This is a genomic window from Maribacter sp. X9, assembly GCF_048537565.1.
GTDB lineage: Bacteria > Bacteroidota > Bacteroidia > Flavobacteriales > Flavobacteriaceae > Maribacter.
Genome location: NZ_CP183215.1, coordinates 3,156,911 through 3,172,382, shown reverse-complemented (window position 1 = coordinate 3,172,382; position 15,472 = coordinate 3,156,911). Strand labels below are relative to the sequence as shown.

The following is a 15,472-nucleotide window of genomic DNA, read 5'->3' as shown; positions in this document are numbered from 1 at the left end:
TATGGATATTTTTACGATTATTTCAGTATTGGTTTTTATGGCCGCCATCTTTGGCTACATCAATGCCCGTTTTCTAAACCTGCCCAACAGCATCGGTCTTATGGTAATCACCATCCTGTTTACGATGATCGTTTTTGGTATAGGCTATGTTGACGATACCTTAATCAATGCCGAACGGTATATTATCAGTCAAATCGATTTTAAATCGGTCTTACTGGATGTCATGTTAAGTTTTCTGCTCTTTGCGGGTGCCTTGCATACCAATTTCCAACAATTGAAAGTCCAGCGTTGGCCCATTTTGGTCTTTTCTACCTTGGGAGTTTTGGTGTCCACATTCTTAGTGGGCGTTTCCATGTATTATGTATTACAGTTGGTGGGCATGGATATTTCCTTTATTTATTGCTTGCTTTTCGGCTCCTTGATTTCTCCAACTGATCCCATTGCCGTTTTGGGCATTTTGAAAAAGGCAGGAGCACCCAAACAGTTGGAAACAAAGATTGTGGGCGAATCCCTTTTTAACGATGGAGTCGGTGTGGTCGTATTTTTGACCATTTATAAATTGGCCGCTGCGGGGGATGGGGTTATCGAACCGTTAGATATTCTGGAACTCTTTGGGGTCGAGGTGATCGGGGGTCTGGTCTTGGGTCTTGCTTTAGGTTGGGGAACCTATAAGTTGATGAAATCCATAGACGATTATGACATCGAGGTCATTATTACCTTGGCTACCGTTATGATCGGAACCTTGATCGCCCAAAAATTCCATTTGTCCGCTCCTTTAGCCATGGTGGCGGCAGGTCTGGTAGTAGGTAATGATACCGTACGTATGGCGGCCATGTCCAAAACCACTGAAACCTATGTGGATAAATTCTGGGAACTGCTCGATATTCTTTTGAATACCATCCTTTTTGTCCTGATCGGTATGGAAATTCTTGTACTTTCCTTTACCTTGGATTATATCGTTGCCGGACTCATTGCGATTCCGCTCGTATTGGCCTGCAGGTATTTGTCCTTGTTATTACCGATTAAATTCTTTGAAAAAAGACTCGATTTTGTGCCAAAAACCAATTTGGTCATGACCTGGGGCGGACTCCGCGGTGGTATTTCCATTGCCTTGGCGTTAGGTTTGACTGAAGCCATGCACCGCGACCTGTTTTTGGTGATTACCTATGTGGTCGTGGTCTTTTCCATCATAGGTCAAGGTTTGACCGTAGAAAAACTTGTAAAACGAATTACCCATGTACCCCAATAATTACACCGAATTTAAAGAAACCTTGCATTTGCCCAATCCTCCAGCTGATTGGTCAGAATCCTTAAAAGCTATGTGGTTCGATGCTAAAGGCGATTGGGGAGCCGCCCATACCATCGCCCAAGATATGCATGATAAAATGGGCAGTTGGTTGCACGCCTATCTGCATAGAAAAGAGGGCGACCGTTTCAATGCAGGCTATTGGTATCGCTTAGCGGGAAAAACCTATCCGGAGATATCTTTGGATGCTGAGTTGAAAGTTATTGTTGAGTATATTTTGGGGAAATAGTTGACAGTTGACAGTTCGAGTGGCTTCCTAGAAGAGAAGCTGTATCGAGAACCTTTGGAACACGCGGGACTTCTCGATACAATTTTCTCGTACCTCGAAAATCACTCGAAGTGAAAGATTAGTTCAATTCAAACATATTCAGTTCTCCACTATTTTAAAGTCCTTTCCACTTGAGATATGTTAGAGATACAACGACCACCTCCAAAATTGTTCGGCAAATCTCTTTATATTTAAAGCATTAACCCATCAAGAAGACCATGAAACAATTAGCAGCTTATTTCTTTACTATATTTTCAGTGTCATGCATCAGCAGTTGTGACGAAGCATCGTCTGACAAAGCAAAGGTGGCTGACCAAACGGAAAAAAGCACAGCTACTAGCTTAAAAGAAGCCTACAAGGAAGCTTTTTTAATGGGGGTCGCGGTCAATGAATCCATCGTATCGGGGAGGGATTCCGTTTCCCAACAGATTATTTTGGAGCAGTTCAATTCCGTTACCCCAGAGAATATTATGAAGGCCGAAGTGGTGAATCCAGAACCGGGTATCTACAATTTTAAACCGGCGGACGATTATGTGGCTTTTGCCGAAAAGAACGACCTATTTATTATTGGCCATACCTTGATTTGGCACAACCAAACCCCTGCATGGTTTTTTGAAAATGAATCGGGCGAGCCCAACACTCCGGAACAACAAACGGAGCGAATGCGCGAACACATTAAGGCGGTGGCCGGGCGATATGCGGGTAAGGTGAACGCATGGGATGTGGTCAATGAGGTCATTGATAATGATGGTAGCTATAGAAACAATACCGCTTGGGTAAAGGCAATGGGCGATGGAGACGAGCTCATTAAGAACGCTTTTAAATTCGCAAGCGAATATGCACCGGATACGGAATTGTATTATAACGATTTCAACGCATGGCGCCCCACCAAAAGGGACGGTATCATGCGTTTGGTACGCTTGTTACAGAAAGAAAACATACGCATTGATGGTGTCGGCATCCAAGGGCATTGGGGCCTTAACTATCCGAAGAACGAATATATAGAAGCCGCTATCGATTCGTTTGCTTCGCTGGGGGTAAAAGTAATGATTACCGAATTGGATGTAGACGTGCTCCCGTTAACGAAGGAAGGGCAGATTATCGGTACAGGAATGTTGCACCCGCAATATCAGTTGGAAGAGTTTAAAGAATATCTGGATCCTTATGCAGATGGATTACCCGAAGAAGTGCAACAAAAATTGGCGGACCGCTATGCGGAACTTATGGGCATTTTTTATAAAAAACGCGACAAAATAGATCGGGTCACGTTTTGGGGACTCCATGACGGCATGTCCTGGAAGAACGATTACCCTATCGATGCCAGAACCAATTATCCACTGTTGTATGACCGGAACAAACAGCCGAAGCTAGCAGTGGATGCTATTTTAAAAGTACCAGAGGAGTAGTTGATTGTTGTTAGTTGTTGGTTGTCAGTTGATGGTTAGCAGTAAAAAAACTCAATCCAAATGTGTCTGTTCGAGTGACGTCCTTGAAGAGACGCCGTATCGAGAACCCTTCGGCATCGCTCAGGGCCTCGCTAGTTGGATTACGCGAGGCTTCTCGATACAATTTTCTCGTACACTTCGGCAAGCTTAATGAACACCTAAGAACATCATTCGAAGTGACATTTTGATTATAACTAAACCTAGTGTCAGTTCGAGTGGGTTTTTCTTGAAGAGCATCGGAAAGAAAAAGTTGTATCGAGAACCCTTGGGTTTCGCTCAGGGCATCGCCAGTTGGATCACGGGAGGCTTATCGATTCAATTTCATTTCCGCTACCGCTCATTGAAAACACTCAAAGTGACAAATCGAAACAGCGAACAGCTCACGGCGATACCCGAACAACCGTCAACCAACAACTAATCTGGAAAGGCCAAAAACGCTACCTGTAATTCCCCTAACCGCTGATAGCCCGCTTCGTTCATATGAATGGGGTCTGTATAGTACAGCTCTTTATTGTACACGTTATAGCCGCCTAAAGTAAACTGATCCAGATAGGGGATGCCGTGGAGTTCACAGATTTTTTTCTGTAGGTTGACATGTTCGACCATTCCGTCTGCTACAAAGGGGTCATAGGCGCCCCGGTCATTAAACGCTTTGCTCGAGGTAAAGAAATAAATGACCGCCTTGGGGTTGATCTCATAGATTTTTTTGATGCAGTAGTTGATACCACCGGCCTGAGTGGTGAGTTTTTCGGCATCATAGTTATCAAACTCAGTGTAGTCTGTGTAGCTGCCTACCGCTCGTTTATTGGTGTAATCGTTGGTCGAGGCCCATAGAATGTAGATGTCGAAAACCCCGGCTTCATCTACTTGTTGTTGCATCGATTTACCTTGTAAGGAGGAGAAACCGGCCCCAGGTACGCCGTAGTTGGTAATGGTAATGCCCAACTGTTGTTCCCATAGGCTTTTTGCGGTATCACTGGCGGGTATTACGGAAACCGAACCGCCAAATACCGCGACGGACTTCCCATAGTTGTACGATGCCCTAAGCGCAACCATATCTTGTGGGGATTGTGAAAAAATAGGGAAGGAGAATGATAAAAATAGGAGGAGGATACTATTTAGAGTTTTTTTCATTATTTAGTTTTTTTCATCGTTTTAATACAATTCTAAAATTTGCAATTATTCATTAATAGTTTATAATAGAATGTTCGTGTTTGGTTACTATTAATACATCTATTTAGAATTTGGTAATGTCGACTGAGTTAATAGACCTATTATCTATATTTTGTTATGTCAATAAAATTCATCCGATAAGTGCATTAAACATATACTCAAACTAAGTTAGTTGTGCTTAGGGTATGGGTTCAATGTTAATAATTGGCTGGTTGATTTAATGTTTTTTAATTTTCTAAATTTCTCTTTTAAGTTATAATGGTATCTCGCAAGGTCATTCACAATACATTTTATTAGGCAACGATATTAATTTATTATTGTAAAATGAGTTACGACATTTGTTATGAATTCATTAAATGTGTTTTCAAGTTTTCTGAATTCTGCGGTTTTTTCGAAAGATGCCCAACATTTTGACAAAGCGGATTTTTCATCCGAGGCCAACCCTTCATTTACCATTTCTAAAAATAATGTATGATGGTCACTTATACTTAATGCAGACTGAATAACTGAATTTGGTTTTTCATCTAAATAAGCTTTTACTAGAAATTTTTCCGGCGCTGTGAATGGATAAAGAAAAAAACTGTTTTCATTAGGGTTATTATGATATTGAGAAAAGTTTGGCTTGTTTTTATAATCGCCATCGAAAACACAAGCATATCCAATTTGTAGTCTCATTTGTGGAAAATTCTTTTTATGTCTATCATAATCGTTCTTAACCATATTTGCTGGTCCCGATTCAATAATATTAACAAGTCTATCAAAGTATTTATATTTTGAGTTTAACTTCATTAACAGTTCCCTCAATATAAATTGTGCTATATCATCTTCACAATAGAGATTTAACAATGGATATGCTTTTGAATCCATTTTAGAAAAAGCAGCATTTACTGAAATTTTACTAATACACTTTGTTTCACCATTGTCTTTAGGTTCAATGAATTTTCGACATTTTGAATTAAATGCGGAAATCAAAGTAGGTGAATGCGTTGTTATTATAAATTGCTTTTTGTCTCTCCAGCTATAATAATGTATAATATCCGCAATTCTTCTTTGAATATAAGGGTGAAATCCGGCCTCTATTTCATCGATTAAGATTAAAGAATTTTTAGGACTGTCGATTATTTCTTGTAGGATATTTAATACCGATTCTTCTCCTGATGCGGCGTTGTAACTGGAATAATTTTCAATTCCATTTTTTAATAAAAATGCCTTTTTGTTAATGTGTGAGCCAATCTCAAAAATTTCAATTGCATTAGGTAAGGAAAATATGTATTGAAATGATTCTTCTACCTCAGCACTTACTCTTGTTTGAGGTGAAGATAATATTTTTCTTAGTAAACTATTGGATACATTTCTAGCGGGTAAAATTCTCTCTAAATCAATAAATCTAACATCTCGGTTTCGGATTTGGGCATTTTTTCTTTTAAGGTCTCTTGACGCCTTGCCAACTCCACTCCAGGACTTGCTTGTGTGTAACCTTCTTGATTTCCCCCTTCTTGGATCATTTCCAACTCTCCATTCTAATTGATATTCGTAGTCTTTAGTACTAGTTTCGTAACTTGTAAATTGAAGTACATCTTTCCAAGTATGTCTTCTTAATGTGGATGTCGGCTTGGTGGAATCGATTCGTAAAAAACTATAGTGACTACAAGCAATCAGGAGTAAAATGCTGGTTTTACCAATCTTATTAGTTCCACTTATTACGGTTATTGGATGTTCAAAATTTATTTCAAGATTTTGAATATGTCTAAATTCTGTAATTTTAATTTTCGTGACGAATTGAGTAAAACTATTTTCTGCATTATTAAAAACAGATGGGTCATAATCCAGTAGTTTTTTCTTGTCCTGTTTTAAATTTTGTAATTCCAAAGTTCAGTTTTTTATATTGACTAGCTTTCAAGAATATTTTCCTTTTTTATTTAAAATTAAAATATTTCTTGACTTGTTATATAAAACAAAAAGCAAGCATATTCCCTAAAGTATAATATCGCATTTCCATCCTTCTTACAAAGTTGTTCCGAGCAACTTTAGGAAAAAGTTCTTAACAAGATAGATAATGATCAATCTATAATTCCCATTATTTTTAAGCTTTCATAATATTTTATTTAGGAAACGCCGATTTAAACAAACTCATATTTTCTATTTTCAATCCGTCCGTATTTTTAAAACGCTATGAATCCTGTCATAGGTACTTGTTTTTATTTTAAAAACACTAGAACCCTGTATGAAACGTATGCCAAACTATAGCCTCGGGCTTAGAGCAGCGGTAACAAGGTTTTTTCAATAGCTTCTCTATTCTTTCGGCAATTCAATCGTCTCGCCCCAAAGGTATTTTCCGAACCATTGCCAGTTGTGCCAGGTAGCGGCCAGTTGTTCTTTAGGTTTGTTAATGCCGTGACCAAAACCTTTATAGATGATCAGTTCAGTATCGACCCCCACATCTTGTAAGCCTTGGTAGAGTTCATAGGCGTTGGAAGTCGGTACCCTTGTATCGAACTCCCCATGTTGGATCAGGGTAGGGGTCGATGCTTTATTGATATTGGTCATCGGGGATGTTTTTTCATAAATTTCTTTGTTAGACCATGGGGTAGCTTTTAGGTATTGTCTGGTAAAGGGCGTAATATCGGTACCCACATAATAGGTCATCCAATTCGAAATTCCGGCGCCAACAGAAATGGCCTTGAATTTAGTGGAGTTGGTGGTTAAAAAGGCTGAGATATAGCCGCCTTGGCTCCAACCCATGGAAGCTACTTTATCTCCGTCAATTAATCCTTGCTTTTCCAAATAGTCAACGCCCGAGAGTACGTCCCACGCATCGCCCACACCCAGGTTTTCAACATTTAAAGAGCGGAATTTCTCGCCATAACCCGCAGATCCCCTATAGTTGGGCCTTAAAATCAATGCGCCTTTATTCAGCCATTGGATCATGGGGTACACATAAGACGGTGTTGCACTGGGGGTGGAAATTCCCGTTGGTCCGCCATGAATGATTACGAGTAGGGGATATTTTTTTGAGGCATCATAGTTTTCGGGTTTGTGTAAAACCCCCTCAATTAGGGCTCCATCTTTACTTTTCCAAGAAATCACCTCACTTTTAGCTACCGACCAATTTTGAATCTGTTCTGTAAAATCGGTGATTTTCTTACTGTTTTTTAGCGGATAATCGCTAACATATACCTCCGTTAAATCCTCATCGTTAACGCCTGTATAGGCCAGTTTTTTTCCATCTGTTGAGAACGAATAGCTCGTGATTCGTTCGGGTTTGGAGGTGATGATGGTCGTACTTCCGGTTTTTGGATCAATATGGATGATAGGCCTTTTGGTTTTTTGCCAAGCGGTCGCGAAAATCCCATTTTCATTCCATTGCACATCCGAAAGGTTTTCGTCAAAATCTTTGGCGAGCTCTCGGTTATCTGATCCATCAATGGCAATTCGAAAAAGATGCTCGTTACGGTAGAAATTCGAAATGGTATCTGACAGGTTTGTTTGGTAAAGAATTGATTTTCCATCCGGAGACCAATCGATTAATCCGTCGCTACTTGGATTTTTCACCAAAGTGGTGTGGGACTTAGAGGAAAAATCATAAATAGAAATATCGGATTTTAGAAAGGAGATGATGGCTGGATCTGGCTGGTGCCCGAACGCAATTTTCTTGCCATCGGGAGACCATTTGAAATTATTTATAGAAAATCCGGACTTTTCCATAAGCACTATGGGTTTCGATTTTGCTAAGGTTACGGAGTCTTTTTGTTGTGCCGGTAAGAGGTTTTCGGCAAGGGTTTCGGGCTTGAAATCCATGACCCAAAGTTGATTTAAACTGTAGTCAGCATCCTCGACTTCAAAGCCCCCGAATTTTTCTTTTTTCGCCTTTTCTTCTTTGGATTTATCCTCTGATTGTAAAAATGCTATTTTTTTTCCGTCTTTCGACCATTCAAAATCTGAGATATCACCTTCGGTATCGGTAAGCTGAAAAGATTCACCACCAGCGGAACGAATGACCTGTATTTGTGTTTTTTCTTTCCGTTTCGATAAAAAAGCAATCCATTCGCCATTGGGAGACCATTTTGGGGAGGTACTACTACTGTTTTCGTTATTGGTCAATGGAAAGGGGGCTTGACCCTCTTTTGAAATCCATAACTCCGTATCATATCTATTTTCTTTCCAGTCCGCACGTTGGGATGTAAAAACGATTTGGGTTCCACTGGGTGATAGCGTGGCATTGGATGCAGAATGTAGGGATATGACTTCCTCGAAGGAGGGCGATTTTTGGGATAGAACTGCGTGATTGTTTAAGAGAACAAGGGAAGCAATTAGGAGTATCTTTTTCATAGGATAGTGGTTTAATGGTCGGTTGTACCGTAAAGTGTTGGTTCGATTAGAAAATCAGATTATTGTGGTAAAAATGACGATTTCTAAGGTACTATATTTAAATAATAAACCTGACCGGATGCACGTTGTTTATAAAGGAGTTTTACCCATTACCTTTCAATGAAAACTTTATTTATTTTAAACTGCTCTATTACAATAAGATATAATAGTTATTTTAAACCTATACATCACTATTATAAAACAGAAAAAGGTTCCTGCATTGCTACAAGAACCTTATATTATTTGAATCTGTGGAATGGATATTTACTCTTTCCCTGGGATGGACTCTGGCCAAGAAGAGCGGTATTCGCTCATGGTCTGCTCGTAGCTTTTTGCTAACGATTTTTCTTCCGCCTCGGAATATACGGTTTTAGCTTTTTTAAAGAATTCCTCTTCTTCATCCTTTAAGTGATGCTCTACTTTTTCGGCCAGCTTTTTCAGGGTCGCCATCCAGTGTGGGGAGCTCATATCGGTATCGTCCAATTCTTCGATAAATTCATCCATTTCATGATGTTCCGCCATACCGTGCCGGGCATCTTCCTGCATTTTGTCGGTATCGATCAGCGGGGAGTAAAAATACCGCTCCTCGGCTACTTCATGTACTTCGAGTTCCTTTTTTAAATCTTCCCAAAGTTTTTTACGTTCTTCAGATTCTCCGCTGGTTTTCAGGATTTTTGCACATAGATCCCGTTGAATATCGTGATCGTCTTTAATCGCCTTATAAATGTTCATCGCTTTTGGTTTTTATCAAAGCACAAGGTAGGGATATGTGGCAGTGTAGGTGTGCTGCATACGTTTTAAGATTAGTTTATTTGAAATAGTGAAAAAGTTAATTAGTGAAATAGAAAGATAGTAAAGGAGTTCATAAGCACGAAACACGAGATACGAAGTGAAAAGTTAATGGTAAAAGTAGTTAGTACAAAGTACATAGTTGAAAATTAATATGATTTTTGAAGCTGGACGCTAATCGCTCGAGCTAAAGGCAAATGGCTAAAAGCAAATAGTGAAAAGTGAAAAACTAAAAGTTGAATGCAAATGGTATTTAGTACTGAGTATGGAGTACACAGTAGTTAGTTTAAAAGTCAATTTGATTTTAGATACTAACCGTAGAGCCAAAGGTCAAAAGTTGTTAGTAGCAAATAGATGAGTGTTTTTTAGGTGCAGAGATTGGCTTTGTATAAAATAAGTATGATTTTAACTACTAACCAAAAAAAATCCTGTAGTACACCGGCTTAGGGCGAAACTACAGGAATTTTTGAATGACCATATGCTAGGGGTTAGCTATAGACTTCTTTTAAAAATTCGGGTACGGGTTGGGAGGTTCTGCCTAACAAACTTTCCAAGTCGGACGATGGGGAATCGAACACACCGTCGGCAATACCTTGTCCGAAACTGCTCATCATTCCGATATATTCGGCAGGTACGCCATAACCCTGCATGGTTTTCTCGAAGACCTCCACTTCTGGGGAAACATAGGCGATCGGTTCTCCGGTAATGTTGGAAAGTTCGGTTGCAATCTCACCGAAGGTAATTTTATGGGAACCGTTCAACTCATAGGTTTTATTAGCATGTTGTTCTGGGTCGGCCAAAACGTTCGCGCCGATTTCGGCCAACTCAATACGTGGCACGAAAGCCGTCTTTCCCGTACCTGTGGGTAGGTAAACTGTCTTTGAACCTAACACTTGTTTTTTATCACCCAAAAACATAGCGATAACTTCGCTGTACAAGTTGTGACGTAGAAAGGTATAGGTCAATCTGGCATCCTTTATCCATTGTTCGGTGTCCAAATGAATAGCCATAGCGTTGTATAAAGGAGCTTCTTTTGACAAACCGTTCAAACTTACACTGGTATAGAAAATATGTTCTATACTCGAATTTTCTGCAGCTTTTACTACATTTTTATGTTGGGGTACACGACTACCGATATCACTACCGGATACAAAATACAATACCTCAATGCCTTTAAATGCTTCTGAAAGGGCATCCGAATTATTGTAATCGGCCACCCGAAGTTCAAATCCTTGCTTCGCCAATGCTTTGGCTGTATCACTTTCGGTATCCCTTACCAAAACAGCTATTTGTTCCACTGACCCTTTTTCTTTTAGGAATTTCGCTACGGCACCACCGAGGCTTCCGGTCGCTCCTGTAATTAATGTCTTCTTCATAATTTTTATTGATTTATATTATATACTTACTTACTTTTGGTAAGTCAAAGATAGAAAGTAATTATACACCAAAAAAGAGCGTACCCACAGGTAACCCACTTACTTTGTTGTTAGTTTTATTGATAATCAATAGGTTATGGAAGAAGAAATTTTAAAAAAATATGCAATGCAAGATACGTGTCCCGTAAGAAACGTTCTAGACCGTATCGGGGACAAGTGGTCCATGTTGATTTTATTGGTTCTCAACGATACCGAAGTGCTGCGTTTCAATGAAATTCATAAGTACGTAGACGGCATTTCTCAGAAGATGTTGTCAACAACGTTGAAAAGTTTGGAAGCCGATGGATTGGTAGAACGCAAGGTATATGCTGTGATTCCGCCAAAAGTGGAGTATCGCCTAAGTGAGCGGGGCGCAAGTTTATTGCCCCATTTAAAGGAATTGGTGCGATGGGCCGATCATAATTTTGAGGAGATACGGGTATCTCGGGAAGCATTCGTACGCTAACGAATAACGCTAAAACGTTCTCTTCAATAGTTTGTTAGGGAAGAATTGGCTTTAAATTTTGCGGACTACAAAAAATCAGTCTAGATTGAATGAAATTTTAATCCCCTCGATAATCATACTGGTACCGATAATGGCAATGATCAGACCCATGATTTTTCCGACAACTGAAATTACGTTATCCCCAATTCTCTTGGCAATGGTGTCGCTGAAGTTGAAAATGAAATAGGTCAATAAGCACATCAACCCAAAAATAAGGATTACAATCCCGATGTGTACATAATTGGTGTCCGACACAAAATTCATGGCCGTTACGATCGTTCCTGGTCCTGCAAGAATGGGGATGGCCAATGGGGAGACGGCGATGTTCTCGTCAAAATTCGTCTCCTTTATATTTTTCATATTCGATTTTTTAGACTGTAACATCTCAAAACCGACATAAAATATTAAAACGCCCCCGGTTATTTTAAACGCTGGGATGGTGATACCGAACAACTCAAAAATAAATTTTCCAAGGATTACAAAAACGCATACGATCGTAAAGGCAATAAGCAGCGCTTTTTTATTGATCCTACGTTTGGTTTCCTCATCCGCTCCTTCAAGCAACGAAAGGAAAATAGGCATGTTGGAAATAGGATTCATGATGGCAAAAAAACCCGTAAAAACGGTAACAGAAAAGGTAATAAGATTATCCATGGTTAAATTTTCTCAACGGAGTCATTTTAAAACTTAAACCGACAAAGTTAACGTTGATTTGTTAGAAAGGTAGTATATGATTGATTTTAAATGTTCCTTAAACCTTTTCGTCGCGGACTGATCTTCTCTTTCAAGATGTTTTTCGCCAGGTTTTTCCTGCTTAGTGTAAGGGTCTTTTTTTAATCATGCCCCCTTTGATGTCCTTTATACTGTTCATGATTATAAAGGCGTTCGGTTCGATTTTTTCGATTTCCGTATTTAGTTTGTTCAGCTCTAAACGCGTAATCACAGTGAATATAATATCCATTTCTTGGGAGACCCCTTCTCGTGCATAGCCACCTTGGCCTTTGTAAATGGTAACGCCTCTCCCCAAGTTACTGATGATCATTTCTTTAATACGTTTGCTTTGGGAAGAAATAATGGTAACACCGATATATTCTTCGATTCCTTCAATAATGAAATCCAAGGTCTTAGAAGCGGCGATATACGTAATCATCGAATAGAGCGCAATTTCAATGGAGAGTAAATATGCGGCGAATGAAAAAATAACAATATTGATCAGAATGATAATGTCGCCAATGGTCGTACTAAATTTACGGCTAAGAAAAATGGCCAGAATTTCTGTACCGTCGATCACGGCGCCACCTCTAATGGAAAGTCCGATGCCGGCTCCAAGAAAGAAACCGCCAAAAACAGCTACGAGTAAATCATCATTGGTGACATTTGGAAAAGGGACGATGGCCACACAGAGGGCAAGACCTGTGATGGCAAAGGCGGTTTTTATGGCAAATCGTTTTCCCATTACCTTATAGCCCAGCACGATAAAGGGTAGGTTGACGCCAATAATGAGCAGGTAGAGCGGTATTTCTGTAATTGCGGCCAGAAGTAACGAAATTCCCGTCGCTCCACCGTCAATAAAATCATTGGTCAATAAAAAGCCCTTAAAACCAAAGGATGCAGAAAAAATACCGATTACGATAAGGACTATATTTTTAAGATTACGTTTAAGGGAAATGACGTAATCTCGATATCTTTTGGCGAGTAGATATTCAGAAGGCTTTCCTTTCGGGGATTCTTTTGTGTCCTTAAACTTGAAGGTCGTACGAATGATAAGGTTTGCTAGAAATGAGTTCATAGAATCGCTCTTTTTTATGCTTTCAGGGAATAGTGCGAAGATCGGAAAATGGAAGGACAATTGGATGACCCATTCCAAATTTTGAATGAAATTGCCTCACTAAAATGTTACGCATGAAAAATATACATCGGTCAAAATGGTGGGAGAGGTCGTCTCTTTTCAGTAAAAAGTGCTTCCGCTGAAATTGGTATTCAACAAGCAGGAATATAGTTCATAAGCAAAGGGTAGGTTTCTACGTGTGGGTAGGATCTACTTAGAGGCCATTTTAAAAATGGAAAAACCCCGAACAAGAGCTTTGTTCAGGGTTTTATAAGTAATGGATAGTGAATTAGAAACGCATGCCTATGCCAAGACCTATCAGTAATGGATCAATATCTACATCAGCATCTACAGTTGCTCCTAAAGCTGTTGTAGCATCTACGGTGGCGGTTGTATTTAAAAATAGTTTTTTAATATCAACATTGATAAACCATTTGTCATTCAAGTCATAGTCCAGACCGGCCTGTAATGCGAAACCAACACTATTGTCATAACTTACATCATCTGCGGTCGGCCCTTCATCTACACTATAGAAAATAGTGTAATTGATACCTGCCCCAACATAAGGTTTTAACGCACCCCCTGTAAAGTGATATTGTGCCGTTAAGGTCGGAGGCAATAGCCAGACGCTGCCCAAGTCGATATCCCCAGCTGCTGTAGAAACGGCCTTTACATCATGTTTTGTAGTGCCTAAAATAAGTTCTGCGGCCCAGTTCTTGGTAAAGAAATAGGTAAAGTCCAGTTCTGGAACGACCGAAGTTGAAATGTCTACGTCTCCTCCTATGGTTTCAATGGTGGCACTTTCATTGGGAGCTACTACGATACCTCGAAGCCGTACCTGCCATTTATTAAAACCTGTGGTTGCTTTAGAGGTCTGATTATCTTGTGCAAAATTTGAAAGAGGTACCAGTGCCATGACGATTAGAATAATTGCTATTTTTCTCATAATTTAAGGTTTTGTATGTTCTTTGATACAAATTTATGGCTGCCTTAAGCGGCAGTTTATGAGAATTATCATAGGCCTTAAAAATCTTAATGGGATTTTTGTTTTTGAATCGGTATTGGAAATCTATACTTTATAATGTGGAGCTGTAGCTTTCTTTATAGTAATAAAAAAATGGTGCTGACATGAAAAAGCTTTCCCGGTTTTGTAATTGCTGTCGGGACTTTTTATTTTTCAGGACGATAATCTAAGGTATTTCCCCTAGGTATATAACTTAAACTTAAAAAATCAGCTGTATGTTCAAGAACAACATATTCCAAGGTGTCTGAAGAATTTGTTAATGTCATGTATTCAATAGGTTTACGCGAAGTTTCGTTAATTTTGGCTTTTCGTATCTCAGGAGTGTAGAAGTCGCTCGGTTTCGTTTCCATTCCTTTGTAAAACAGAATCCATTTGCCTTTTTTTATTTCAATTCCTGAAAGGGAGTCGGTCGTGCTGATCCAACGCTGATTTTTAAATTCAGTTACTTCCTGCGTCGGTAGGGAGTCTGTTTTTATCGTTTTCGCATCGTGATTGACTTCGTGAGGTTTAAATTCTTGATGTTCAACAGTATACCCGCAAATCTCCTTGGTTTGCTGTATTTTCGGATCTAACGCATCAAGTTGTGGGTGGGAAATGATTATCTTTTTGTTCACCACCTGTACTTCTTCTATTCCTTTTTGGGTTTCAAATATAGTTTGAAATGTGTCTCCACATTTCACTTCGATCATATCGGTATCGGTGTTTTTCACATAGAACCAGTTCAGTTCAATTTCAGTGTTCTCAAATACATACTTGATCTCTTTTTTATTGGAACATGAACTAAGAAGAAAGGTGATTGCTACAATTATGCTTTGTTTCATCGTCATTATTTTAGAAGTGTAATAAAGTATGGGATTTATATGTATTGCTTTAGCTAATTGAAGTGTTGGTTGACAACACTTTTTTAAAACAAACACTATTTTCAATACCCTCATAAGGTGGGTAATTGGGAATAATTTGATAATCGTTTTTCTTGTAAAGTGCAATGGCCTCGGGTTGTCGTAGGCCAGTTTCCAAAACACAAGCAACATGGCCTAGCTCTACGGCCCATAGTTCTAAAGCGGTCAATACTTTTGAAGCGATTCCCTTACCGCGATATTCTGGGAGCACGAACATGCGTTTTATTTCTACCAAGGTGTCTTTAAAAGGTTTGAAAGCCCCGCAGGCTACCGGAAGTTCATCAATATAAAGAACTACGGTATGACGTAATTTTGAAATACCATTAAATTGCGCATAGAACGCGGTTTCCTCACCATCACGCTCTGCTAAATCAGCATCAAGTAAAGCAACCAATGAAATGAAATCAGGATTTGAACTATCGGTCCGTATTAGCTTTTTCATTGGTCCAATA

14 protein-coding genes are annotated in these 15,472 nt (G+C 39.4%); 4 read left to right on the top strand and 10 right to left on the bottom strand.

Features of this window, described 5'->3' with window-relative positions; all coding sequences use genetic code 11:
* Position 1 precedes the first annotated feature (1 nt).
* The 3 genes from ACNR9Q_RS13550 (at position 2) to ACNR9Q_RS13540 (ending at position 2,980) form a co-directional block, all read left to right on the top strand.
* A complete protein-coding gene (locus ACNR9Q_RS13550; protein ID WP_419211755.1) occupies positions 2–1,249 on the top strand; it encodes a cation:proton antiporter in 1,248 nt (415 codons plus the stop codon).
* Positions 1,236–1,535, top strand: a complete 300-nt coding sequence (locus ACNR9Q_RS13545; RefSeq protein ID WP_419211754.1) for a hypothetical protein — start codon at positions 1,236–1,238, stop codon at positions 1,533–1,535. The genes ACNR9Q_RS13550 and ACNR9Q_RS13545 overlap by 14 nt, the downstream gene beginning before the upstream one ends.
* Before the next feature lie 257 nt (positions 1,536–1,792).
* Complete coding sequence (locus ACNR9Q_RS13540) at positions 1,793–2,980, top strand: endo-1,4-beta-xylanase (protein ID WP_419211753.1); 1,188 nt, start codon at positions 1,793–1,795, stop codon at positions 2,978–2,980.
* A gap of 453 nt (positions 2,981–3,433) precedes the next feature.
* Here the strand turns inward: ACNR9Q_RS13540 and ACNR9Q_RS13535 are convergent, their stop codons facing one another.
* The 5 genes from ACNR9Q_RS13535 to ACNR9Q_RS13515 form a co-directional block, all read right to left on the bottom strand.
* On the bottom strand, positions 3,434–4,153 hold the full coding sequence (locus ACNR9Q_RS13535; protein WP_419211752.1) for an SGNH/GDSL hydrolase family protein: 720 nt from the start codon (positions 4,151–4,153) through the stop codon (positions 3,434–3,436).
* A 345-nt stretch (positions 4,154–4,498) separates the two neighbouring features.
* Entirely contained in the window at positions 4,499–6,061 is a 1,563-nt protein-coding gene (locus ACNR9Q_RS13530) for an AAA family ATPase (RefSeq protein ID WP_419211751.1), read from the bottom strand.
* A 423-nt stretch (positions 6,062–6,484) separates the two neighbouring features.
* A complete protein-coding gene (locus ACNR9Q_RS13525; protein ID WP_419211750.1) occupies positions 6,485–8,521 on the bottom strand; it encodes a prolyl oligopeptidase family serine peptidase in 2,037 nt (678 codons plus the stop codon).
* Positions 8,522–8,824: 303 nt separating this feature from the next.
* On the bottom strand, positions 8,825–9,292 hold the full coding sequence (locus tag ACNR9Q_RS13520; RefSeq protein WP_419211749.1) for a hemerythrin domain-containing protein: 468 nt from the start codon (positions 9,290–9,292) through the stop codon (positions 8,825–8,827).
* Between the two features lie 545 nt (positions 9,293–9,837).
* Positions 9,838–10,725, bottom strand: a complete 888-nt coding sequence (locus ACNR9Q_RS13515; RefSeq protein WP_419211748.1) for an SDR family oxidoreductase — start codon at positions 10,723–10,725, stop codon at positions 9,838–9,840.
* Positions 10,726–10,861: 136 nt separating this feature from the next.
* On the opposite strand from ACNR9Q_RS13515, the gene ACNR9Q_RS13510 reads away from it, so the two are divergent.
* A complete protein-coding gene (locus tag ACNR9Q_RS13510; protein ID WP_419211747.1) occupies positions 10,862–11,230 on the top strand; it encodes a winged helix-turn-helix transcriptional regulator in 369 nt (122 codons plus the stop codon).
* 75 nt (positions 11,231–11,305) lie between these two features.
* On the opposite strand, the gene ACNR9Q_RS13505 is transcribed toward ACNR9Q_RS13510, so the two are convergent.
* The 5 genes from ACNR9Q_RS13505 to ACNR9Q_RS13485 form a co-directional block, all read right to left on the bottom strand.
* Entirely contained in the window at positions 11,306–11,923 is a 618-nt protein-coding gene (locus ACNR9Q_RS13505) for a MarC family protein (RefSeq protein WP_419211746.1), read from the bottom strand.
* Positions 11,924–12,083: 160 nt separating this feature from the next.
* Positions 12,084–13,058, bottom strand: coding sequence for a YitT family protein (locus tag ACNR9Q_RS13500; protein ID WP_419211745.1), 975 nt, complete (start codon positions 13,056–13,058; stop codon positions 12,084–12,086).
* 328 nt (positions 13,059–13,386) lie between these two features.
* Complete coding sequence (locus ACNR9Q_RS13495) at positions 13,387–14,043, bottom strand: OmpW/AlkL family protein (protein WP_419211744.1); 657 nt, start codon at positions 14,041–14,043, stop codon at positions 13,387–13,389.
* A 224-nt stretch (positions 14,044–14,267) separates the two neighbouring features.
* On the bottom strand, positions 14,268–14,942 hold the full coding sequence (locus tag ACNR9Q_RS13490; RefSeq protein WP_419211743.1) for a hypothetical protein: 675 nt from the start codon (positions 14,940–14,942) through the stop codon (positions 14,268–14,270).
* A 49-nt stretch (positions 14,943–14,991) separates the two neighbouring features.
* Complete coding sequence (locus ACNR9Q_RS13485; protein WP_419211742.1) at positions 14,992–15,462, bottom strand: GNAT family N-acetyltransferase; 471 nt, start codon at positions 15,460–15,462, stop codon at positions 14,992–14,994.
* Positions 15,463–15,472 lie beyond the last annotated feature (10 nt).

Bases quoted from the DNA above. Each gene is read 5' to 3' on its own strand.
- ACNR9Q_RS13550 (WP_419211755.1), top strand. From the start codon at position 2: ATGGATATTTTTACGATTATTTCAGTATTGGTTTTTATGGCCGCCATC.
- ACNR9Q_RS13545 (WP_419211754.1), top strand. From the start codon at position 1,236: ATGTACCCCAATAATTACACCGAATTTAAAGAAACCTTGCATTTGCCC.
- ACNR9Q_RS13540 (WP_419211753.1), top strand. From the start codon at position 1,793: ATGAAACAATTAGCAGCTTATTTCTTTACTATATTTTCAGTGTCATGC.
- ACNR9Q_RS13535 (WP_419211752.1), bottom strand. From the start codon at position 4,153: ATGAAAAAAACTCTAAATAGTATCCTCCTCCTATTTTTATCATTCTCC.
- ACNR9Q_RS13525 (WP_419211750.1), bottom strand. From the start codon at position 8,521: ATGAAAAAGATACTCCTAATTGCTTCCCTTGTTCTCTTAAACAATCAC.
- ACNR9Q_RS13520 (WP_419211749.1), bottom strand. From the start codon at position 9,292: ATGAACATTTATAAGGCGATTAAAGACGATCACGATATTCAACGGGAT.
- ACNR9Q_RS13515 (WP_419211748.1), bottom strand. From the start codon at position 10,725: ATGAAGAAGACATTAATTACAGGAGCGACCGGAAGCCTCGGTGGTGCC.
- ACNR9Q_RS13510 (WP_419211747.1), top strand. From the start codon at position 10,862: ATGGAAGAAGAAATTTTAAAAAAATATGCAATGCAAGATACGTGTCCC.
- ACNR9Q_RS13505 (WP_419211746.1), bottom strand. From the start codon at position 11,923: ATGGATAATCTTATTACCTTTTCTGTTACCGTTTTTACGGGTTTTTTT.
- ACNR9Q_RS13500 (WP_419211745.1), bottom strand. From the start codon at position 13,058: ATGAACTCATTTCTAGCAAACCTTATCATTCGTACGACCTTCAAGTTT.
- ACNR9Q_RS13495 (WP_419211744.1), bottom strand. From the start codon at position 14,043: ATGAGAAAAATAGCAATTATTCTAATCGTCATGGCACTGGTACCTCTT.
- ACNR9Q_RS13490 (WP_419211743.1), bottom strand. From the start codon at position 14,942: ATGAAACAAAGCATAATTGTAGCAATCACCTTTCTTCTTAGTTCATGT.
- ACNR9Q_RS13485 (WP_419211742.1), bottom strand. From the start codon at position 15,462: ATGAAAAAGCTAATACGGACCGATAGTTCAAATCCTGATTTCATTTCA.